The organism is Moraxella sp. TY6 (assembly GCF_048551375.1).
Lineage (GTDB): Bacteria > Pseudomonadota > Gammaproteobacteria > Pseudomonadales > Moraxellaceae > Faucicola.
The window spans coordinates 1-22,994 of the sequence record NZ_JBLYZJ010000002.1 but is presented as its reverse complement, the minus strand read 5'-3'; the positions used below and the strand labels follow the sequence as shown (position 1 = coordinate 22,994).

The window sequence follows — 22,994 nt, the reverse complement described above, 5'->3', positions numbered from 1 at the left end:
CTTAAGATTACCTACCTTTTTTTACATAAAAACACATTTCACTTGGAGAGAATTGTAAAGATGAATATAAATAGATTTCAACTAAAAACTATTAGTAAATTTATTTCAGTTTTTATCGCTGGCGTATTATTTTGTTCACAATCTTACGCAGAACAGCCACGAGCTAGAGATTTAGGCATACCGCTTGATGGAAAAACGGGTAAATTCAACGCAATTACAGACGTTCAAGGCGTTGAAGTTGGTCATACAACATTAATATCAGGTGAAGGTGCATTAGAAGTCGGTAAAGGCCCAGTTAGAACTGGCGTGACCGCAGTATTACCACGAGGTCATAAATACGACCCTGTCTATGCAGGATGGTATAGTCTAAATGGTAATGGAGAAATGACAGGTACGACTTGGGTAGAAGAGTCTGGCTTTTTGGAAGGCCCAATCATGATTACAAACACCCATAGCGTTGGTGTTGTAAGAGATGCAGTGGTTGAATGGGAATATAAGAACAAATTTTTTGACCCTCTTCCAGATGAGCCAGATATTTTTTGGGCATTACCTGTTGTCGCAGAAACCTATGATGGTGACTTGAATGATATTAATGGATTTCATGTAACAAAAGCAGACACATTTGCTGCACTCGACAATGCCAAATCAGGCAAAGTAGCAGAAGGTGGCGTTGGTGGTGGTACTGGTATGGTTTGCCATCAATTTAAATGCGGTATTGGCACAGCTTCACGTGAAATTGTGGTTAATGGTAAAACCTATACCATCGGTGTCCTTGTTCAGTCTAACTATGGTACACGTGATTCATTAACCATCGCAGGTGTACCTGTAGGTAAAGAAATCACCGACTTAATGCCTGTTTGGGACCCTATCAAAAAAGAAGAAGGTATCAAGAAAGCAGAAGCTGTCAGAAAAGTTCAAGACACAGGCTCAATTATTGTGGTTGTTGCAACAGATGCACCATTACTGCCTCACCAATTAAAACGACTTGCTCGCCGAGTTCCAATAGGCATTGGTCGCCTTGGTGGTTATGCTTCAAATAGCTCTGGTGATATTTTTATGGCGTTTTCAACTGCCAATAAAGGTGCTGCAAACAGAGAGAAAAACCAAATGGTTGAAATGATACCTAACGACCAAATGTCACCATTCTTTGAGGCGACTGCTCAAGCCACAGAAGAATCAATTTTAAATGCCTTGGTAGCTGCTCAAACTATGGTTGGTAAAAATGGTACTACGGTATATGAGCTACCAGAGCAAAGAGTCGTTAAATTACTAGAAAAATACAATAGACTAAAAAAATAATATAGTGCAATACTGACTATATGTAATTGATTGCTCTAATCCGAACCGAAAATCCTGACAGATTTTCGGTTTGGTTTTTAAGGGTTTGAGTCAGTTAACAATTAGATGAAGTTATTCAAGAAATTGTAGGTTTCCAAAATTTTTTAGAAACAACGAATGACGTTTATTACTGTCAAAGTAACGATTTTGGTTACCTAAAAAATCAAATAGCGTTTATTTTAGAAAAATTTTCTGAACTTAAAACCATGAGAAATGATATTATCATTTGGATTGGCTAAAAAATTAAAAAAGGAAACCAAAATGCAACCACAAGAAATTCTCGATTTTATCAAATCCCGCCGTTCAATGGGCAATCTTATCGCCCCTGCCCCCACCCAAACCGAAGTCGAACAAGCCATCGAAGTCGCCATGACCGCCCCCGACCACAAAGGGCTACAACCCTACCGCTTTGTCGTACTACAAGGCAACGCCCTCACCGACTTTGGCAAAGCTCTGCACCAAGCCAGCCTCGACCAAGGCGAAACCGACCCTGCTACCCTCGCCAAAGCACTTGCCATGCCCCACCGCTCGCCCATGATTATCACCGTCATCAGCCACTACCGTGAGCATGAAAAAGTACCGCATTGGGAACAGCTTGCCTGTGCATCCTCAGCCACCCAAAACCTACTGCTTGCCCTACAAGCAATCGGCTATGCGACCGTATGGCGGACAGGCAATCTCATTGACACTCAGCCAGTCAAAGATTATTTTAACGTCACTGATAAAAATCAAATTGTCGGCTTTGTATATGTTGGCACGGCAGGGGCAGAATTGCCAAAACGTCCGCCGATGTTGGTGGATGATTTTATTGATTATCGTGCATAGTTTGACTACAATGCTTTGCGTAAATTTGAATTGTTATAGTCGTTTAAATTAGAATTAAGACATAGTTTGTAGGGGCGTATTGCATACACCCAAAATCTCAACGTATTATTCTTGATTTAATTCACTATGGTTTAAAAAATTGTATCAGTCACCGTTTATCCGTTTAAATTTGCTTAGGCTATTTGGCAAAGCAAGGAAACCGTTATGAAAAAACCCCAACTGCCCACCTTTAATGTCAGTGAAAATCTCGAAAAGTTAACGACCAATCGAGAAAAAGTCAGCGGTTTACTCAGTGACTTACTCGAAAAAGCCAAAGCCATCAAAGACAAAGAAGCCGAATCCGCTCAAGCCAATCAACATGACCGCAACGCTTTGACAAAACCTTATACCAACCCACTCAAAATCACCGTGTTAGGCGGTGGTAGTTTTGGTACAGCAATGGCAAACTTATCCGCCAAAAACGGCTGTGATGTGACGCTATGGGTACGTGACAAACGCACGGTCAAAGCCATGCAAAAAACCCATATCAACAAAAAATACTTACCTGACCACAAACTTGACGAACGCCTAAAATTCACCCATGAACTTGCCGATGCGGTCAAAGACAAAGACATCATCTTTGTGGCTGTACCAAGTTCGGCATTTCGTGAAACCTTGCAAAAAATCTCACCCATGCTCACCTCGCAAGCCGTGGTATCACTGACCAAAGGCATGGAAAAAGATACCTTTGCCTTGATGAGTGACATCATTGAGCAAGAGCTACCCAATGTGGCATTTGGCGTGATGAGCGGCCCAAACCTTGCCAAAGAAATTATGAACAATATGCCATCTGCCACCGTCATCGCTAGCCAATCCGAAGCAGTACGTCATGCGGTGCAAATGGCGTTACACAGTGCGTTCTTTCGTGTGTTTGCCAGTGATGATGTGACAGGTGTGGAGCTTGGTGGGGCGTTGAAAAACATCTATGCCATTGCGATGGGCATGGCGACTGCCTATGACATTGGCGAAAATACCAAAGCCATGATTTTGACTCGAGCCTTGGCAGAAATGAGCCGTTTTGGGGTCAAAGCAGGGGCGAATCCGCTCACCTTTTTAGGCTTGTCGGGCGTGGGTGATTTGTACGCCACTTGCTCATCGACTTTGAGCCGTAATTATCAAATTGGTGAGATGTTGGGGCGTGGCTTGAGCCTTGAGCAAGCGGTGAAAAAGTTAGGGCAAACCGCTGAGGGTATTAACACCATTCAGCAAGTGAATGAAAAAGCGATGAAAGATGGGATTTATATGCCGATTACCCATGCCTTACACGACATTATTTTCCAAGATAAAGCCCCACTTGGCGTGGCATTAAACTTGATGGAAAGTGGCTTTAGAAGTGATGTTGAGTTTGTCATGCCACATGAGGTGAAAAAATGAAAATCATCCTAACTCGTCATGGCGATGCAGGGGCTTATACGTTGCCCGACCATGAGCGTAATTTATCCGACCTTGGCAAAGCTCAAGCCACACAGACCGCACACTGGCTAGCTGACTATGCCAAAAAAAACGGCTCACCCACCCTATTTATCTCAAGCCCCTACAACCGAGCCTATCAGACTTGTGAAATCGTCAAACAAGGCTTTCCCACTGTGCCACACACGGTTTTTGAGCATATCACCCCAGATGATGATGCCAAAATTGCTATTGATGGGCTATATCCACTCGTGGAGGACTTAGCCGAAGATAGCTGTGTGGTGATTGTGTGCCACATGAATATCATTGCTTATATGGCAAGTATTTTGACAGGTGATACGCCAGAATCTTTTGGTTTGGCAGAGGCAAGGGTATTTAAGGCAGAGGTTTTTGCACCCAATTTGGCAGTTGAAATTGAGCGTTTTTCCCCAGTTAATCATTAGAGAACATTGATTGTGATTCATATTTGGCTACCCAATCCACAAGCCCCCTTACGAGTGTGGCAAGACACCACCCAAACATGGCAAACTGCTGACAACTGGCAAGAAGTCGCCACGCTTATCAACCTTCAACACGCCAAAGCAAAAGACAAAGTTGCCTGTTTATATTTCCCAAGTTTAAGCGTCCTAAAAATCCAAACCGAACTCACCCCCAGCCAACTCAAAGCCTTAGGGGATACAGGCAAACGCTATCTATTTGAAGACATTAGCATTACAGCGGTCGATGACCTTATCGTCAACACCCAACCCAACAGCGAAGCCCCTGCCCTCTACGCCTTGCACCAAGCTGACCAAAGCCAATGGCAACACAGTGCCAGTTTGGTAGGTGTTACACTGGGGGCATTATTGCCTGACTTTGTATTATTGCCAAACCTAGCACAGTCTGCCACCGCTCCCTCGCAAGGGACAGTGACTTATTATCAAGATAACGACACCGCACTGCTTCAACTGCCCCACGAGCAAGGGTCAGCCGTGAGTCATTTGCCGATTACCTTGCATAAATCGACCAATATCGACTATGTATATCTAACAGGGCAAATTGACCAAGCATTAACTAACCAACTTGACACACTCAGTCATATTAGCTATCAGCTTTCGGACGCAATGCCTCAGCCTGTCGCCAATCCGACACGCCATTGGCTGAATTTTACCATCCGCCAATCCACCACCAAATTTTCCCCCTACCTCAAAACCATACTGATGGTGGCTGGGTTTGCACTGCTTTTGAGCATGGTGGTTGATGGGTTGCGTTGGTATCATTATCAAAAAGCCACAGGGCAAGCCAAAACCTTGCTCAAGCAACAATATGAATCGTGGTTTCCAAACGAAAAATTTAACACTCGCCTTAATATCCAACGCCTTATGGCAGACAAATTGGTCAATAATCAACCCAGTAATACCAATATATTAAGCGTGCTTGCCAGTGTACAACCTGTATTACAACAGTACCAAATCACTGCCAAACAGCTCAATTATCAAAACAATACCGTGCAACTACAGCTAGTCGCCAAAGATAATGCCACGCTAACTCAAGCCGTCAGCCAACTGACCAATCAAGGTATCAATGCCAAACTAGGCTCGGTGACTGGCAATGCCCTTGGCAATGCGATTGCCAATAATCCTGTTAGCCCCACCAATCCCAATGAACCCAGCCCCAATACACCCACTGGCATGAATAGTAATGCACCCAACAGCCCCACAGGGGCAATGGCAATGGTAGAAATTCAATTATGATAAAAAAACTCACCGCACCTAAGATGACCTTTGCCAAACCCTTGACCCAAGCCATCAGCCATTTATCATTGCGTGACCAGTTGGCATTATTGGCGTTGGTGGTATTTTTGGTTGTGACAGGAGCATGGCTATTGCATGATAAAGCCAATGCGAGCCAAAAAGCGTATGATTCGGCTTTGAATGAGGTATTTTGGCTTCGCAGTCAAGCCAGTAATATCAACCCTAATCAAGCCACCGCACAAGCCCAACCGCTAAATAAAGCCGATATGTTACGCCAAATTTTGGCAAGTGCAGGGATTACAGGGCAGGTTACCGAAAATGCAGGGGCGATTCAGCTAAGTTTTAGCCATGCTCAAGCCCCTGTGATTAACAATGTGATGAATCAAGCGGTGCAACAAGGGCTGAGTATTCAACAATTACAGATGAATCAACCCAGTTTGGAAAAAATTGAAGTACAAGCAACGTTGAGTAGTGGCAAATAATCTAAACGATTGTATTCAAAATAAACATTATCACTGTAGGGGCTTATTGCATAAGCCCAATTGCTAAAATTTCAAATAGGGCGTAAGCATTACGCCCTTTCACTTAAATCTCCCCCAGCCCCTCTTTACAAAAGAGGGGGTTTTATTTGCTATTCGCTATTTTTGCACCCATTGACGGATTTTATCACGCTCGGCTGGGGTGGCTTTTAACCACAGGTTCATAAATTGGTCAAGCGTATCTGAGCTAGCACTAGCTACCGCAGGTTGGGTCGCTTGAATCGCAGGAATCGTATTGGCAGGTTTGCCTTCTAAGGCATTGATGGTTTGTTGATTGGATTCGATGGCTTTATTACCGCCCCCAAACACCCCACCCAATGCCGTCCCCAATCCTATGAATAGGCTTGAGCCACCAACGCTGGTTGACTGTTGACTTGCTAAGGTTTTACCATTTTGCACCACGGCAAGGGTTGGTTTTTTGGCATATTCTTTGGCACTGGTATAGTCGTTTGGTTGATTTGCCATGACTAGCTCATAGCTTTGATTATCCGCCAATTCGACAGGCACGCTGATATTGCTTGAACGCAACATATCGTGATTATCACCACGCAATTCATACAGACGGTTGTATTTTGCTGTAATGACGTGCTTCCCTGCTTCTAGGGTAAATTTACGTTGGGGATTGCTAAACATGCCTGTTTGGACTTCTTGACCATTAATCGCTGTGACGACCACATTTTCGCCCAGATTGAGGGTGACTTGGGCTAGGGCAGGTAAGCTCGTGGCAGTCAACAAGGTGGCTAGTAAAATTTTATGACAGTTTTGCATGGGGGATTCCTTGGTTATGGCTATTTATGAATGGCTTTTGGTTGGGTGGTTATTACAAAACAAATGTAAGGTTAAACGATATCAAAAGTCCAAAAAATCATCATGTTCATCAATCGCCAAATCTTGTAGCTCATAGGTCAATGTTTGGTCATTGATGATACTCACCGCCTCTTGGATTTTGGCTTTGGTCACATAGGTGCGTTCAAGGTTAGAAAATAGTGGTTGTAAGTGATTAATCACCGCTAACATCGCCCCCACTCGGTACGGGCCTTCATTAAGTAAATGTTCGGTGATACGAGAATCAAAATGCCAATTCCGCCGTTTTAGCACTGCCTCTAAAATCAACTGACGGTCAAGGCGGTTTTGTCCAGAGGGGAGCTGATAAGTCGGTGATTTGGCAAGGCGTGACATCAAGTCTTTTAGCTCAAAATCCAATTGGTTCACAGGCAATCGACTGGCAAAAATCAGCGTAGATTGGTGTTCATGTGCCAAATTAATCAGATGAAAAATCGCTTCCTGCCAATTGACTCGCCCTTGCAACGCCTCGATATCATCAAGGGCAATCACCTGCATGGTTTCAAGCCCTGACACCACCATAGGGTCAGCGTCTATCAGCTCACGCAATGATAGATAAATCACTGACTGCCCAATCTCACGAAATGATTCGCTGATTGCCGATAATAGGTGGGATTTTCCTGTGTCTTGCTCGCCATACAAATACAATTGTTGTAACAGCCCAACGTGCATTTGCCGAACCACGTCAATAATCGACTCCCACCCCGGCCCTGCAAAGTCACTGATACTGGCATCTTGTTTGATATGTAAATCAAGGCTGAGTTGTTGCTCAAACATTCATTCGCTCACTAGGTTTTAGGGGGCAATGGGTGGTGTTGGTTGGTTGTTTATGATGGGATAAACTGGATATGCTCAACTTTACCCTATCAACTTGAACCCGTCAAATTTACCTATTATAGCTTAAATTTTAGAAATAGCTACTTTTGGGGATAATCGTACAAAATTTTCAAACCAATGACGCTAGCCTTCGACCAAATCATCATATTTTAGCCCAAATTTTAACAAAAATTTGCGGAGTCTATCACTATCATTGGGATTTTTGAGTTTTTCTCGTGAATGATTAAACAAATACCGCCCCACTTCCGCTTGATTTTTGCCTTGGCGTTTGGCTTGTAAACATACCTTTATCACAGCAATTAATTGAAATTTATCAAACTCGTCTAACTCATTGATTTGCTTATCGCTTAAATATTGGGATAATAACAAATCATCCGTTTTTTCGGTTTCATTGTCTTGTGCAGACGCTGTTGATAGATGAACAGCCCACAAGTTTTGCAAGCGTATAATTTCTTCATTGACATCATTTAGGCTAATTTCAAAATCATCCGCCAAAGTCGTTAAGCGAGCCATACTGGCGGTCAAATCCCGAAAATTGCCTGCCCATACCGCTTGTTCACTTTTAGCAAACTCAAGGTAACATTGCAATGCTTTTGGCTCAAAGCGGTAATTCACCTGTGCCAAATTACCAAGTCGTGCCAACTCATAGTCAATATTGGCAGGCAAATCGGCAATCCGCTCTTTTAGCGATGGCAAAAAAAACGTCCAAGTATTGAGCCGTGAAAACAAATCTTCTCGAAATGTGCCTTGTTGCACCGCCAACCGCAAATCTTTATTCGTGCCTGCCATCAGTTGCAAGCTGACATTCACAGGCTTATCACTACCGACAGGATAAAATTCCCCTGTTTCAAGTGCGGTCAATAACATGGCTTGCTCATCGAGTCCCAACTCGCCAATCTCATCCAAAAACAACAGTCCACCATCAGCTTTTTTGAGCAATCCCTCTCGGCTACTCACCGCCCCTGTAAACGACCCTTTGGCATGACCAAACAACATCGAACTCGCCGTATCGCCTCGCAAAGTCGCACAGTTGATATCAATAAATTCACCGCCAATCTGCTGTTGCTGTCGTTTGATGGTATACAGCTGGCGTGCTAGCCGTGACTTGCCTGCCCCTGTCGCTCCAATCAACAAAATCGGTGCAGTTGAGCGACTGGCGACCTTTTCGATTTGCTCAATCAATTGGTTATAGGTGGGGTTTTGGGTGGCGATATTGGTTTTGAGAGTGGCGACATTGGCTTGCTGTTTTGCCAAAAAACTGGCGGTCAATTCATCATAACGAGATAAATCAAGGTCGATGATTTGATACTGCCCTGCGAAACGCTGATTGTCATGTGGTTTATCGCCTTGATTTTTAACCGCTTGTTTTTTATCAATTTGTTTTTTGGTTGGTGGTGCAGTTTGTAAAATTTTGGCAGGTAAAAAACGATTGTTAATCAGCAAAAACCAACAAATCTGAGCAACGTGTGTGCCTGTGGTAAGATGAACAAAATATTGGGTATCGCTATCAAAATCAAAGTTGTCACAAACCGCCAATAACTTACCATACACTTCGGCAAAGTCCCAAGGGTCGTTCTGCTCTTGAGGAATGGAATACACTTGGGTGGTGGGGCTGACGGTGGCAATGTCGGCTTTGACTTGTTGATAGAGGGGTTCAGCTCGTTTGTTGTGGATTAGGTAGAGTTCATCGACTGCCAAATCATCGTGCATACATAGGCTGACGTTGGGTCGCCAGCGTTGCCAACGGTTTGGGTTAAAGCCGTTATCGAGGGTCGTGCCGAGAATGCTAATAATGGTGGTTTTCACTATTTTTCCTAATCTTTTTAGTGGTGAATCAAGTTATCATTTTATTTTCAATAAGAAAAGCACGCCAAATTTTCATAGAATTATCTTTATTATCAAACAAATCTTCAAAAAAGTAGCGGTCAGACAACACTTTCGGCGAAAGATAAAACTCATTGTCTGAACACAAACTCACTACCCAATCATCACCTAAATTATTATCAACTACTGCAAACATTTCCATTGGGTAACATATCGGCTCAAACTTATCATTGATGACCCTTAATCTCTCATTTGATATTTCAACGACAAAATATATTTTACCAATCGTCAATCCATTTAATGACTGATAAATTGAATCAAAATTTTCTTTTAACTTAACCAACATTATTGCCACCCCTTATATAATATATTCTATAATTTTAGATTTAAAACTATAATAAAACATTCTTTATTTAGTATCGTCTTTATTTAAATTTTAATATTGAATTTTTAATCATACAAAAATCAATCATTTAAAAATTATTTTTATAAAATTTCAAAGGTTGGCACGCCTTTAGCAAAGTGATATACATGATGCAAATAAATTAGTCGATGAATAAAAGACAATCCCAAATCGAATGCTAAGGAGCAAGCCATGAACAAACAACTATTTAACAACCACTCAAAATCCACCGACACGCTGAACGAAGCAGGTGGCAAAGCTTACGCCTTGACCCCAAAACAAGCATTGGCTCAACTCGTGAGTACAGGTACATTGAACCATACTTTTTATGTCGATGCCAATACCCAACTTGACCAAATCCTTGCCACTGCAACCAAAGTTGATAGCGAATTTTTGGCAAAAGTAGCCGTGTATGGTCGCCATCATAGCCGTATGAAAGACGTACCTGTGTTGCTATTAGCACTGCTTGCCACTCGTGAAGACGGTCAACCCTTGTTTAAAGCGGTTTTTAACCAAGTCGTTGACAATGGTAAACAGTTGCGTAATTTTGTGCAAATCATGCGTTCAGGCGTGGTCGGTCGCAAGTCGCTTGGTAGCCTTGCCAAAAAACAAGTCAATGAGTGGCTTGCCGATGCGTCAGATTACCGCTATGTGTCTGCCAACATTGGCAACTCGCCCACGCTTGGCGATGTGCTACGCATGACCCACCCACGCCCAGATGATGAGCGTCAAGAGGCATTGTACCAATGGACGCTAGGACGTGATTATAAACTTGAGAATTTGCCGACTTTGGTGCAACAACTTGTGGCATTCCAAGCGGATAATAGCCAACCTTTGCCAGATGTGCCATTACAAATGTTGATGTCGCTTGATTTGACGACCGCACATTGGGCGACCATCGCCAAAAACGGCAACTGGCAAATGCTTCGGATGAACTTAAACACCTTTGCTCGTCATGGCGTGTTTGGGGTGGACGGTATGAGCGAGATTATCGCTGATAAATTGGCAGATGCGACCGCTGTGCGAAAAAGTGGCGTATTTCCTTATCAGCTTTATACCACTTGGTCAGCGTTGGATAGCAAAGTGCCAAGCGTGGTCAAAGATGCCCTTGCCAATGCCATGACCACTGCCCTTGCTAATGTGCCTGTGTTAGACGGCAATATCGTGGTGGCGGTCGATGTGTCTGGTTCGATGAGTTCGCCAGTCACAGGCTATCGCCGTGGGGCGACTTCGGTGGTGCGTTGTGTCGATGCGGCAGCGTTATTTGCGGCAGCGATAAAGAAAGCCAATCCAACGGCTCGCATTATGCCGTTTGACACCGAATTACGCATGGTAAAATCGCTTGAAGCCCTCAAAACATCGGCTCAAGTCAAAGCTTTGGCAAAACAAGCCGAGCAAACCGTGCCAAACAGCATGATGCAAAAAATCGCCCAGTCACGCTTATTTCGCCAACAAAAAGCCGATGAAAAACTGGCAAAACAACCGTCAATACCAACAACGCCAGCACCACCTGTTGACATTGATGTGTTTGCCTTGGCGACTGAATTGGCAAGCCTATGCGGTGGCGGTACGGCGGTTTCAATTCCGCTTGAGCGTTTGAACCAAGAAAATGCCAACGTGGATGTGATGATTTATTTCTCGGATAATGAATCATGGGCTGACCCCCACTATGGGCGAGGCACGCAGATGATGGCACAATGGGATAAGCTGAAAAAACGCAATCCCAATGCCAAACTGATTTGTGTCGATGTGCAACCTTACACGCATAGCCAAGCCCGTGAGCGTGAAGATGTGCTAAATGTCGGTGGGTTTGGCGATGAAGTATTTCGTATGATTGATTTATTCGCCAAAGGTCAATTACAAGCTGACCATTGGGTAGGTAAAGTTGACAAAATCGTGTTGCCAACATCTTAAAAAAACAATTAAAAAATACTTGACATTATGTTTATTATTTTTTAATATAATATTTATCGCTAAATGCCGTTATGACTACATCCTGCTATGATATCTATGTCATAACATTCTTGGTTAGCGATACCTTTTGATAAAATGTGTGATAGATTACATGGTAAAGCGAAAGCAAAAAGGTTCAAATCCTTACCACTCAATGTAGTGGATACATCTATCCAATTTGGTTTATCAAAATCGTCAGCGAATGCCGATAAGATTACATAGGGACTTTTCGTCAGTAATGACCTGTAGGTTCGAGTCCTACCAATACCTAAATAACCTTTGGGTATTGTGGCGGAAGGGCAAACGCAAAAAGTAAGAAATCTTATCAAATTTGGTCGTTGACACCCTTTTTAAACGTTTTACAAATTGCTAAAGAATGCCAAAAAGACTACATGATTATTAATCCGTGTGTCGAGGGTTCGAGTCCCTCCTGCTTCACCTTTTATTATGAGGCAGTAGCTCAGTCGGTAGAGCAACGTAACGTCTTTTTAACACTGGTCTTTAGCCCCTTCATTTTTATCAAAAAGCCATGTTTAGCCAGTCTAATCATGGCTTTTTTGTGTCAGTTTTGGTTTGGATATCTTGTTAATTTCACAACATTTGCAGTATGATAGCCTGTAGTTTTTTTCTACTCCAAAACCCCAAAAATAAAGGGCGAAATATGTCTGCCATCAAATACGTCTTATTGTCTGCCACTTTGGTGCTAACGGCTTGCCAAAAATCGCCCGATGCCACCACTGAAGCCCCTACACCACCCAAACCCAAAACCGCAAGCACTGTGGTCAGTGAAGTACCAACCGCTAGCACCACAGGGGCAACGGTGATTGTCGCAGAAACGCCTGCCACCTTGCCACCACCACCGATTGAAATTCAGCAATTGGGCGTGCCTGTGTATGTCGAAGGAACGCCTGCTTTGCTCCATCCCATCATCACGCTATTACAAGACAGCAAAGGTATCATCGCTCTCAAATCCACCAGTGACAGCACGGACAAATCTGATACAAACTATCGCAATGACATTATCTCCGCTTATTTTAACAAGATAGGCTTATTTGACTTTCAAACCGATATTGATAATTTGGTGTTTGAAAATATTACCAATGCCAAAACCCAACGGCTTTTTGGGCAAAATACCTATAAAATCCACCGTGTATTTTTCCCCTATATTGCTGAAGACAATCGCTATTTTGACACCAATAAATCTTATACCCCAAAAAACACGCCTGCCCCAACCCAACAGACCGCTCAAAGCTCTGCTCAAACGGCAAGCACGCCTGCCTCGACACCACAACCCACGCAACCAACCAAGCCTACCTCAGTCAATCAAAAATTCACCACCAAAATGCTAGAAGTGGATGGGGTAAAATATTTGGCATTACCTCGAGTCATCTATGAGGTCAATGAGGCAGGAAAATCCAGTAGTTCAGAAAAGAACGCTCAAGAAAAAATGGCTCTGTATATGAGTGATAATTTTGGGCAAGGCATCACACGGCTACACCCTGCCGAACAATTTTTGACTAACACGGAGTGGGTAGAAGCCTTGCAACGTTTTTATTTTATCACCCAAGCGGATAGCGATGGCAATGGTATTATCAATGATAAAGACCAAACTTATCATTATTATGTGGACTTTACGCCCAATATGCCTGTGATTCATAATTATCGCTATTAAACGGCAGATTTAGGATAAAGTGCGTCATACGCATCCTTAAAAAAAGGGCGGTATTCAATACGCCCCTATTACGTCATTGCATATCTATTGTTAAGAATTTACGCTCGTTTTAACCGTAACGCATTCATCACCACAAACAATGAACTTAATGACATCCCAATCGCCGCCAACCACGGTGGCACATAGCCCAAACTGGCAGGAATCAACACGATAAAGTTATACACCAACGCCCAACGGAAATTTTGGGCAATAATTTTATCGGTTTTAACAGCGACTTGGTGAGCCTTAGCAACCGCTTGAATTTGCCCATTTAAAATCAGCGAGTCACTCGATACCTGTGCCAAGTCCGCCGCCCCTGCCATCGCTGTCGAGATATTTGCTCCTGCTAGCACAGGTGCGTCATTGACCCCATCACCGACCATCTGCACGATATGCCCTTGTTGCTGCAGGGCTTGTAGGTGTTCGACTTTTTGGTTGGGGGTCAAGCCTTTATACACATTGGTAATACCGAGTTGTTGGGCGACATGATAGGCTTGTTCGCTAGGGTCGCCTGTTAGCATTAGCACTTGTACGCCTTGCTGTTTTAGGCTGGCTATCATGCTGACGGCTTCATCACGGATTTTATCATGGAAATAAAAATGGGCTAAAACTTGCCAATGTTCACCATCGGTTTTAACACTTAGCGTCACACTGGTGCTGGCTTGGTATTTGGCTAAATTGGGCAATTGTTGATTTTGCTCTGCTATTTGATTGGCTTCGGCTGTATCTTCCCCCACTGCAAAACCATAATGCCCCAAACGGTAGGTTTTTCCATCAATCATGGCTTGTAGCCCACCGCCTGCGATATGGCTCAGTTGTTGGGTGGTGGGTAGGTGAATTTGGCGAGTTGCCGTGAGCAAGGCATGAGCGATGGGATGACGACTACCAACTTCTAACGCCCCTGCGATTGCCAATAGATTATCGGTATCAGCGTTTTGCGTTAGGGCTTCAATCGCCAGTAAATTGGGCTGTCCATAAGTCAATGTACCTGTTTTGTCAAAAGCAATGTGCGTGACTTCCGCCAAGGTGGTGATGGTATGCCCTCGTGTCGCCAAAAATCCCAAAGTTGCCAAACGATTGGTCGCCACGGTCAAGGCGATTGGGGTGGCAAGTGACAACGCACAAGGGCAAGTCGCCACCAGTACCGCCACCGTTGCCCACATCGCATGAGAGGGATTGATAAAATACCAAGCGATAAACACCGCACTGGCAATGAGCAACACCCGTGCGACAAACCAACGTGCCAGTTTATCGGCTTTGAGGGCGATTTGGGGCTTTTCACTCAGCGAGCGATTCACCAATCGGTCTATCACACCCATTTGGCTATCTTTGGGCAAGGTCGTGACCTGCATGATAAACGGCTGACTGTCGTTTTGACTACCGCCCACGATATTATCGCCCAGTTGTTTGACAATCAAATCGCTTTCCCCTGTCAACAGGCTTTGTGACACGGTAGCGGTATTTGACAACAAAATCCCATCGCTAATCACACTGCTTCCTGCGTCAATGCGAACGATATCACCCACCTTGATGGATTGGGCAGTGACCAAACTTTCTTCGATGGGTTGTTGTTTAACCGTTGCTTCGGTTAATGCGTTAGTTATTAAATTATCGTTAGCAAGGTTTTGATAATACTGAGAAAATTGGGTTAAGTCATCACCTGTCAAAATGGCTTCATGCCCCAATTTTGCCACCAAAATCGGCTCAACCACCACCAAATCATTGGCAAGATTGGACGCTTTCATACGGGCATTATGCTCGACATATTTACCTGCCAATAAGAAAAATATCAGCATACTTACCGAGTCATAGTAAGTTTCGCCTGTGTGGGTCAAAGTGGCATATAGACTGGCAAAAAAGGTAATGACAATCGCAATGCTAATTGGCACATCCATATTGACTTGTTTGGCTTTCATCGCCGACCAAGCCGACTGAAAAAACGGCAAACCCGCCACCAAAAATACAGGAATACTGACAAACAGCGATACCCAGCGTAAAAACTGACGGTCATTGTCGCTAATGCCTGTATAAGCCCCAAAATACAACGCCACTGCAAACATCATCGCCTGCATCGCCCCCAATGCCGAAATGCCCAACTGAAACAGCATTCTGCGATTATCACGAGCCAACATCGCCTCATGGGTATCTTGGCGATACGGTTTGGCATCGTAGCCGATGGCTTGTACATTGGCGAGAATTTGGCTAATCGGCAGTTTATCTTCGTTCCACACCACACGCATCCGTTGATTGGTGAGGTTGACTTGGCATTGCCCCATGCCGTCAAGGCTTGCCAAGCGAGTTTCGATAAGCCAACTACAGGCGGCACAGCGAAGATTGCTCACTGACAGTTCGGCAACGCTCTGCCCTGCCTGCTCATAGACAAATTGCGACTTAACTTCATCATGGTCATAGGCTTGCAGTTGATACAACTCATCTGGCAAACTGGCAGTACGGTTGATTTCACTGCGGTCAAGGTAGTATTGCTCAAGCCCTGCCTCCACGATACTTTGTGAAGCCAACTGACAGCCCATACAGCACATGGGGCGGTTTTCGCCCAAAATTAGACTAAAAAACGGCTTATTCGGCAAGGGGTCACCACAGTGAAAACAATGCCCCTCGGGGGGTAGCACCAGTTCGGTATTTTGGTAAGTGGTGGTTTTGGCTTCGCTCATAGACACAGACGGCTCTTGGTGGGGGAATTTTATCAATAGACCTCTTTCAATACCCCCTCTAACTCCCCCTTAACAGGGGGAGAACTGCCCCCTCCCCTGACAAGGGGAGGGCTGGGGTGGGGTTAAATAGAAGATTTTTATTAAATCTTATAGTTTGAAAAGAGGTCTAATATAATAAAGCAATAAATCCAAAATCCCTCTTTTCACTCATTGGGCGTATGCAATACGCCCCTACAGAGGCTATTATTAAACAGGCGGGATTTTTAATTTACTGCAAACTAACGTGTTATTGTAATCGAAAATGCGAATTTTTGCTGTGGGTATTATCAATTACCGCATGATTTTACAGGCAAATAACATAGTTTTGTAGAGGCGTAATGCTTACGCCCTGTTTAAAATTTTAAACATTGGGTTTATGCAATCAGCCCCTACCCTCACAAAAATCTTCATTGAATTTTTTATCATTTTACGTCATTATAGAAGCCATTTTTTGATTGTTACGACAGTGCCAGCATGAACTCACAACCCACTAACCGCCGATTAACAACCACCAAAACCACCCCATCATACCCTGCATGGGGCGGTTTTGTGCTAAGTTTTATCGTGGTGGTAGTGCTATTGGTGGCGTTGATTTTGCTTGCGTTATACGTGGTGAAGCAAGACCGTGTAATCACCCAAAAATTTGAAGGCAAACGCTGGAATATCCCTGCAAAAATTTATTCTCAACCGTTACAACTTTATCAAGGGGCAAATTTATCCCCCAACGAATTGGATAACTGGTTGAATTTATTGACCTATCGCCCTGCCAAAGATTTCCAAACTGCAGGGACATTTATCAAAAAAGGCAATGAATATACCATTCACACTCGTGAATTTAGTTTTTCTAATACCAATATTGAACCGAATCAAGTTCTTAAAATTACCCTAAAAAATAACCAAATCGAAAAAATCCAAAGCACTCAGCCCAATGGCTCAGGTGTGGCTCGCCTTGAGCCGATTTTGATTGGGGGCATCTACCCAGATAATAATGAAGACCGCATTGTTTTAGACATTGAGCAAATTCCTCAACCGTTGATTGATGCTTTGATTGCCACTGAAGACCGTACTTTTTATGAGCATCATGGCATTTCGCTTCGAGGCATCGGACGTGCGATTTATAGCAATTTGACAGGGGGTACACGTCAAGGCGGTTCGACCATTACCCAACAATTGGTGAAAAACTTTTATCTTAGCTCAGACCGAACCTTTAAACGTAAAGCCAATGAAGCCATCATGGCAGTATTGCTCGAGATGCACTATGGCAAAAATGATATTTTACAAACCTATCTGAACGAAATTAATTTGGGGCAAAATGGCAATCACTCAATTAATGGCGTTGGTTTGGCATCTCAGTTTTATTATAACCGCCCCATCAATGAGCTACGCCTTGACCAAATAGCGATGTTGGTAGGGCTTGCCAAAGGCCCAACCCAATACAATCCGTTACGCTACCCAGAGCAAGCGATTGAACGCCGTAATGTGGTGCTAAATAACATGCTCGTTATGGGGAAAATTGACCAACAAGCCTACGATGAAGCCATCAAAGCCCCACTCGATGTCACCAAAAACCCGACCATTGGCAAAAGTCGCTTCCCTGATTATTTGGACGTGGTAAAACGTGAGCTGACTAAAGTTTATCAAGAAGAAGACCTTAAAAATGAAGGTTTGCGTGTTTTTACCAGTTTTGACCCCAATATTCAGATTGCTGCCAATAATGCCGTGAGCCAAAGCCTTGATAAACTAAGAAAATCCAATCCAAAATTGCTAGCAGAATTACAAGCATCTTTGGTCAGTGCCAATCCAACCACAGGCGAGCTATTGGCAGTGGTGGGCAGTAGTTCGGCATTTACAGGCTTTAACCGTGCGGTGGATGCCAAACGCCAAGTAGGGTCATTGCTCAAGCCGATTATTTATCTCACAGCCTTTGAGCAGGGCAAATATAACCTTGCCAGTGCCGTGGACGACAGCCCTATTTCGGTCACATTGATGAATGGCGAAACATGGACACCCACCAATTATGGCGGTGGCAGTCATGGTAGTGTGCCGTTATTATCGGCATTAGCCAACTCTTACAACCAACCAGCCGTGCGTGTGGGCGTTGAAGTGGGTGTGCCTAATATCATCACCCAACTCAATCGCATGGGCATTGATGCCAAGCTACCCAACTACCCTGCGACCTTACTGGGTGCGGTGAATCTATCACCAATGGATATGCTGGGCGTGTATCAAGTGTTAGCCAGTGGTGGCTACAAACATGATATTCATACCATTCGTGGCATTATCGACAGTCAAGGACGCACCGTACAAGGCACAACCATCACCAACCGTCAAGCCACTAACCCAACGGCAAGTTATTTGACCAACTTTGCCATGCAACAAGTCATTAAAGACGGTACTGCCAAACCTGCGTTGGTGCTAGGGGCTGACTTGAATTTGGCAGGTAAAACAGGCACGACCAATGACTATCGTGATGCGTGGTTTGCAGGCTACAGTGGTAACTATGTGAGCGTGGTATGGGTCGGATTAGATGATAATCGACCCACAGGCTTGAGTGGTGGTAATGGGGCATTGCCGATGTGGATTAACTTTATGCAACGCCTTAACCTTAAACCTGTCAATCTCGCCCCCACCGATACCATCGAATGGCTATGGCTAGAACAAGGCACAGGGGCATTATCCAATGAAGCTTGCCCCAACGCCATCTACGCCCCAGTCAACACCGAGCAGATGCCTCAAGAAAGCAGTCCTTGTGCGGTGGCGATTTATCAACGTGAACAAGAAGCTCGCTTTGCCGCCCAACAAGCCCAAACCAATAGCGAACTTAGCGATAGCCAACAGCAACGCCTCAATAGCATTACCAATCAGCCATATGTTGACAGCCAATCCCCAGCCACGACCAACACAGAGGGCAGTCAACCACTTAACCCAGAAACACGCTCCAATGAGTGGTTGGATAAAACCAATCAAGAACTTAGATAAATTTTGTTATTTTCACCATTTTTCGTTTTAAGGAAACACACCATGCCTTGGCAACAGCTCCATTTACAATGTGAAAAATCACAAGCCGAAATGACCGAAACCCTCATGTTAGAAGCCGATGCGTTAAGCATTAGCCTTGATGATGCAGGCGACCAACCCTTATTTGAGCCATTACCGGGCGAATCACCGCTGTGGGATGAGGTGATTATCACAGGATTATTTGATACCAGTACCAATTTGGAAGACTTGAGCCAAGAAATCGCCCAACAAGTCGTGGCTAGCCGAGTATGGCTGACCAAAGTCGATGACAAGGACTGGGAACGTGAGTGGATGAAAAACTACCACCCCATCGAATGTGCCAACGGTTTGTGGATTGTGCCAAAATGGCTAACCCCACCCAACCCTTCTGCCACCAACATTATGATGGATCCGGGGTTGGCATTTGGTACAGGCTACCATGCCACCACACGCCTCTGTCTTGACTGGTTGACTGAGCAGGATTTGACGGATAAAACCATTATTGACTATGGCTGTGGCTCAGGAATTTTGGGCATTGCAGGGCTACTATTGGGAGCAAAACATGTATATGCCGTGGATATCGACCCCCAAGCGGTACTTGCCACCAATCAAAATGCCGAACGCAACCAAGTCGCTGACCTTTTACAAGCATTTTTACCACAAGAATTTGACGAATTTTGTAAAAACAATCCGCAAATCTTGCCAGCCGACATGATTACCGCTAATATTCTTGCCAAGCCACTGATGAGCCTTGCTCCCTATTTTGCCACCTTACTAAAACCTACTGGCAAAGTTGTATTGGCAGGCTTAATCGAAAACCAAGTCGAAGCGGTCAAATCTGCCTATCAGCCGTATTTTGAGATGGACAGCAATTTCACTTTTAGCAGTCAAGAAGACAAACATTGGCACAGGCTGTCAGGTTTTCGTAAACCCACAATTTAATAAAACTTGTTGACTTTTTTAGCATTTATCGTTTAAATGCTAATAAAAATAATGTTAAAGTACCAAAACAAAATTATCTTGTAACCTTCAATCTCTTAGCGTGGGTTAGCAAAACATAACTCACGGAAAATTAGATTATAACTTAAATTTGTTCAATTCCTTAAATTGAAATTTATAGGCATTATTAATAACAATATTGTATAGGACTGCTGATATGCACCAAACTCAATGTCCAAGTTGCCAACATATTTTTAATATTACCAATGAGCAATTGTCCCTAAAAAGTGGCTTTGCTCGTTGCAATAATTGCCATAAAATATTTTCTGCCGTTGAGAATCTCATTGGCTCGCCAGTCGTTCCAACTAGCCCAACCGCCCACCCCCCTGTTCAAGCTCCTGCCAAAGACAACAGCTTTCACACTGATTTATTGTTTGATGATGATTCGGGTTTGGATGAATCAGGCAATCCTATCAATGACCCCACGCCCAAAGTACATACCTTTAGTTCCAGTCGCCGTGGCAAAAAAAATGCGAACGCCTCGGCTGATTTGGAAATTATCGAAAACTTTGATGATTTGCCTAGCAAAAAATTGCCAACTTTTACTAATAACAAAAATGCAGACAGTGACCATGATGACTCGTGGGTCAATGAATTATTGGAAGCCGAAAATCGCAATGAAGAAGTAAAGGAAGTCATTCCTAACAGCAAGCTCAGTACCATAAGCCGTGAAAGTAATAACGTATCCAGTCTATTGGATGAATTAGGGGTGGGCGTGGATTTTGAAGCCCCTGCACATGAGGATAAATATTTACAAAAAGTGGAACAACGCTTCCAAAATCAAGCCTCATCACAAAAAGGCATCAAAACCACCTCTATTGGCATGACATTGATTTGGGCGATTGGTAGCTTATTATTAGGGTTATTATTGGTCGCTCAGTATGCGATTTTTAATGTCAATCAATTGGTGACCAAACCCCAAACCCTCAACACCTTAACCAGTGTTTGTGAGTTATCTCCGATTGACTGCAACCTACCGATGGCAGATACCAGTTTACTCAATATCAAAACTCTGACCGTCACCCCAAGCAAGCAAGACAGCAAAAAAACCGATGTGATTTTTACCCTAGAAAACACCGCTCAACGTCAATTGGTTTACCCCAATCTAAAAATCACCTTGCGGTCAGCAACCACCACCCAAGCTCAACTGTTATTGTCACCCAGAGAGTATACCGAAACCGATAGTGCCTATTTGGTTGGGGGGCAAATCAAGCCTGTCAAACTACGAATCGACTTTCCAAAATCCAATTTTGAGCATGTCGATATCGAGCCGATTTATTAATTAAAATACCTCAGCACACGACAAAAAAACAAAAAAGTCTGCTAAGACAATGGCATAATAGTAATTTTTCTGACGAATTAGACCATGCCAAAGCTTAACAGACTTAACGAAATTTTAACCCAAAACCTAAACATGAACAAGGCAAGAATTGCCTGTTTAAGTTTAATGATAATTGCATTGATTACCGCCCAAAACAGTAATCTAAAAAAAAATAGCAAGGCACATACCTAAAGCAGGCAAGACAGACAGTCACTATCGCAGGCTACAGCGATTCATCGCTGAAGCTTCAATTGACTACGACCAACTAGCCGTGATGATATACCGACTATTTAAGCTTGGCAAAGTCACCCTAACCATTGACCGTACCAACTGGAAATGGGGCAAAGCGAATATCAACATATTCATGCTAGGGGTAGTCTATCGAGGTATTGCTATACCACTATACTGGGAAATGCTAGACAAACGAGGTAACACAAGTCAATTAGAACGAAAAGACATCATACAACGCTTTATCAGCCGATTTGGCAAAGATAATATTAACAGCATCCTTGCTGACAGAGAATTTGTTGGAACAACATGGTTTAACTGGCTTAATGACAATAACATTCCCTTTGTCATACGCATTAAGAAAAGTAGCAAAGTCAGCAATCATCATGGCAAACAGGTACAAATCAAAACCCTATTTCGCCATGTTACAAGCAAAGAAACTTACCGACATGGGCGTATATTAACCGTTGATGGTTGTCTTGTAAGGGTGTTCGCTAAACGTGATAAAGAGCATGGATTAGTGATTGTGGCAACAAATCAGTTAGACACACTTGATGCGATGAGCCAGTATGCGAAACGTTGGGAGATTGAGACTTTATTTGCTTGTTTAAAAGGTCGTGGCTTTAATCTTGAAGATACGCATTTAACCCATTTGGAGAGGGTGAGTAGGTTAGTCGCTGTCAATGCTTTGGCATTTTGTTGGGCTTATCATATCGGTGTGCATAAAGATAAGGATAAGCCGTTAAAACGTAAGATAAAGTCAAATGGTCGCCCTCAAGCTAGTTTGTTTGGACTTGGGTTGGATTTGTTAATTGAGGGCTTACGTTTGGTTTTTTATACGAACGATACTGCTGTGTTTCGACAGTTGGTCAGTTTTTTAACCCCTAAACCACTAAAGGTAGCTTGGGGATGATTTTTTGTCGTGTGCAGAGTTAAAATACATAAACTATGTAAACAAATCAGCTAAATCATTTGTTTTATTCAGTTTTTATGCCAACAGACCAATTAAAGATTGGTCTTTTTGTTATTTTTATTACATAAAGCCACTAGATTCTTACAAATCCCTTCCACAGCTTTTTTAGTTTTCATGTAGAATTAAATCATGGCAAACAATAGTGGTCAATAGATAAACAATTTGGTTGATTTTTGAACAAACAATTGATTTCTATAGAAAAAACTATTGTGACACCGTTACAATATGAATAACTGAAGTTACGCACTTCAATAAAAACAAGGTATTATAAAAAAAAGCAAGTCACTAAGAGCCGACAAATGAATAGAGA

At 43.4% G+C, this 22,994-nt stretch carries 17 protein-coding genes; 12 read left to right on the top strand and 5 right to left on the bottom strand.

Features of this window, described 5'->3' with window-relative positions; translation table 11 throughout:
• Nucleotides 1-60 precede the first annotated feature (60 nt).
• The 6 genes from ACK1U4_RS01980 to ACK1U4_RS01955 all read left to right on the top strand — a co-directional run bounded on the left by ACK1U4_RS01980 (nucleotide 61) and on the right by ACK1U4_RS01955 (nucleotide 5,827).
• Nucleotides 61-1,299 (top strand): P1 family peptidase, encoded by a 1,239-nt coding sequence (locus ACK1U4_RS01980; RefSeq protein WP_419400822.1) that lies wholly within the window; start codon nucleotides 61-63, stop codon nucleotides 1,297-1,299.
• 300 nt (nucleotides 1,300-1,599) lie between these two features.
• On the top strand, nucleotides 1,600-2,163 hold the full coding sequence (locus ACK1U4_RS01975) for a nitroreductase family protein (RefSeq protein ID WP_419400821.1): 564 nt from the start codon (nucleotides 1,600-1,602) through the stop codon (nucleotides 2,161-2,163).
• Nucleotides 2,164-2,367: 204 nt separating this feature from the next.
• Nucleotides 2,368-3,576: an NAD(P)H-dependent glycerol-3-phosphate dehydrogenase gene (locus ACK1U4_RS01970; RefSeq protein WP_419400820.1), complete on the top strand. Its 1,209-nt coding sequence runs from the start codon at nucleotides 2,368-2,370 to the stop codon at nucleotides 3,574-3,576.
• Nucleotides 3,573-4,055, top strand: a complete 483-nt coding sequence (locus tag ACK1U4_RS01965; RefSeq protein ID WP_419400819.1) for a SixA phosphatase family protein — start codon at nucleotides 3,573-3,575, stop codon at nucleotides 4,053-4,055. The genes ACK1U4_RS01970 and ACK1U4_RS01965 overlap by 4 nt, the downstream gene beginning before the upstream one ends.
• Nucleotides 4,056-4,067: 12 nt before the next feature.
• Nucleotides 4,068-5,345: a type II secretion system protein GspL gene (gene gspL, locus ACK1U4_RS01960; protein ID WP_419400818.1), complete on the top strand. Its 1,278-nt coding sequence runs from the start codon at nucleotides 4,068-4,070 to the stop codon at nucleotides 5,343-5,345.
• On the top strand, nucleotides 5,342-5,827 hold the full coding sequence (locus tag ACK1U4_RS01955; protein ID WP_419400817.1) for a hypothetical protein: 486 nt from the start codon (nucleotides 5,342-5,344) through the stop codon (nucleotides 5,825-5,827). Before gspL ends, ACK1U4_RS01955 begins: the two co-directional genes overlap by 4 nt.
• 156 nt (nucleotides 5,828-5,983) lie before the next feature.
• Here ACK1U4_RS01955 and ACK1U4_RS01950 read toward each other — a convergent pair whose 3' ends face one another.
• From ACK1U4_RS01950 to ACK1U4_RS01935, 4 genes are all read right to left on the bottom strand, one after another.
• Nucleotides 5,984-6,652, bottom strand: coding sequence for a DUF2057 family protein (locus ACK1U4_RS01950; protein ID WP_419400816.1), 669 nt, complete (start codon nucleotides 6,650-6,652; stop codon nucleotides 5,984-5,986).
• Between the two features lie 81 nt (nucleotides 6,653-6,733).
• Entirely contained in the window at nucleotides 6,734-7,504 is a 771-nt protein-coding gene (locus ACK1U4_RS01945) for a DnaA ATPase domain-containing protein (protein ID WP_419400815.1), read from the bottom strand.
• Between the two features lie 183 nt (nucleotides 7,505-7,687).
• Nucleotides 7,688-9,370 (bottom strand): RNA repair transcriptional activator RtcR, encoded by a 1,683-nt coding sequence (rtcR, locus tag ACK1U4_RS01940; RefSeq protein WP_419400814.1) that lies wholly within the window; start codon nucleotides 9,368-9,370, stop codon nucleotides 7,688-7,690.
• 28 nt (nucleotides 9,371-9,398) lie between these two features.
• Nucleotides 9,399-9,734: a hypothetical protein gene (locus ACK1U4_RS01935; protein ID WP_419400813.1), complete on the bottom strand. Its 336-nt coding sequence runs from the start codon at nucleotides 9,732-9,734 to the stop codon at nucleotides 9,399-9,401.
• A 249-nt stretch (nucleotides 9,735-9,983) separates the two neighbouring features.
• Between ACK1U4_RS01935 and ACK1U4_RS01930 the strand changes: the two genes are divergently transcribed.
• Both ACK1U4_RS01930 and ACK1U4_RS01925 read left to right on the top strand, forming a co-directional pair.
• The gene (locus tag ACK1U4_RS01930; protein WP_419400812.1) at nucleotides 9,984-11,705 is read left to right on the top strand and encodes an RNA-binding protein; all 1,722 of its coding nucleotides are present in this window, start codon (nucleotides 9,984-9,986) and stop codon (nucleotides 11,703-11,705) included.
• Nucleotides 11,706-12,405: 700 nt separating this feature from the next.
• Complete coding sequence (locus ACK1U4_RS01925; protein WP_419400811.1) at nucleotides 12,406-13,416, top strand: hypothetical protein; 1,011 nt, start codon at nucleotides 12,406-12,408, stop codon at nucleotides 13,414-13,416.
• Nucleotides 13,417-13,514: 98 nt separating this feature from the next.
• On the opposite strand, the gene ACK1U4_RS01920 is transcribed toward ACK1U4_RS01925, so the two are convergent.
• Nucleotides 13,515-16,127: a heavy metal translocating P-type ATPase gene (locus ACK1U4_RS01920; protein ID WP_419400904.1), complete on the bottom strand. Its 2,613-nt coding sequence runs from the start codon at nucleotides 16,125-16,127 to the stop codon at nucleotides 13,515-13,517.
• A gap of 513 nt (nucleotides 16,128-16,640) precedes the next feature.
• Here ACK1U4_RS01920 and mrcB point away from each other — a divergent pair.
• The 4 genes from mrcB (at nucleotide 16,641) to ACK1U4_RS01900 (ending at nucleotide 22,624) form a co-directional block, all read left to right on the top strand.
• Nucleotides 16,641-19,145, top strand: a complete 2,505-nt coding sequence (gene mrcB, locus ACK1U4_RS01915; RefSeq protein ID WP_419400810.1) for a penicillin-binding protein 1B — start codon at nucleotides 16,641-16,643, stop codon at nucleotides 19,143-19,145.
• A 42-nt stretch (nucleotides 19,146-19,187) separates the two neighbouring features.
• Complete coding sequence (prmA, locus tag ACK1U4_RS01910; protein WP_419400809.1) at nucleotides 19,188-20,105, top strand: 50S ribosomal protein L11 methyltransferase; 918 nt, start codon at nucleotides 19,188-19,190, stop codon at nucleotides 20,103-20,105.
• Between the two features lie 214 nt (nucleotides 20,106-20,319).
• Complete coding sequence (locus tag ACK1U4_RS01905) at nucleotides 20,320-21,444, top strand: DUF3426 domain-containing protein (protein WP_419400808.1); 1,125 nt, start codon at nucleotides 20,320-20,322, stop codon at nucleotides 21,442-21,444.
• A gap of 211 nt (nucleotides 21,445-21,655) precedes the next feature.
• Complete coding sequence (locus ACK1U4_RS01900) at nucleotides 21,656-22,624, top strand: IS4 family transposase (RefSeq protein WP_419400903.1); 969 nt, start codon at nucleotides 21,656-21,658, stop codon at nucleotides 22,622-22,624.
• Nucleotides 22,625-22,994 lie beyond the last annotated feature (370 nt).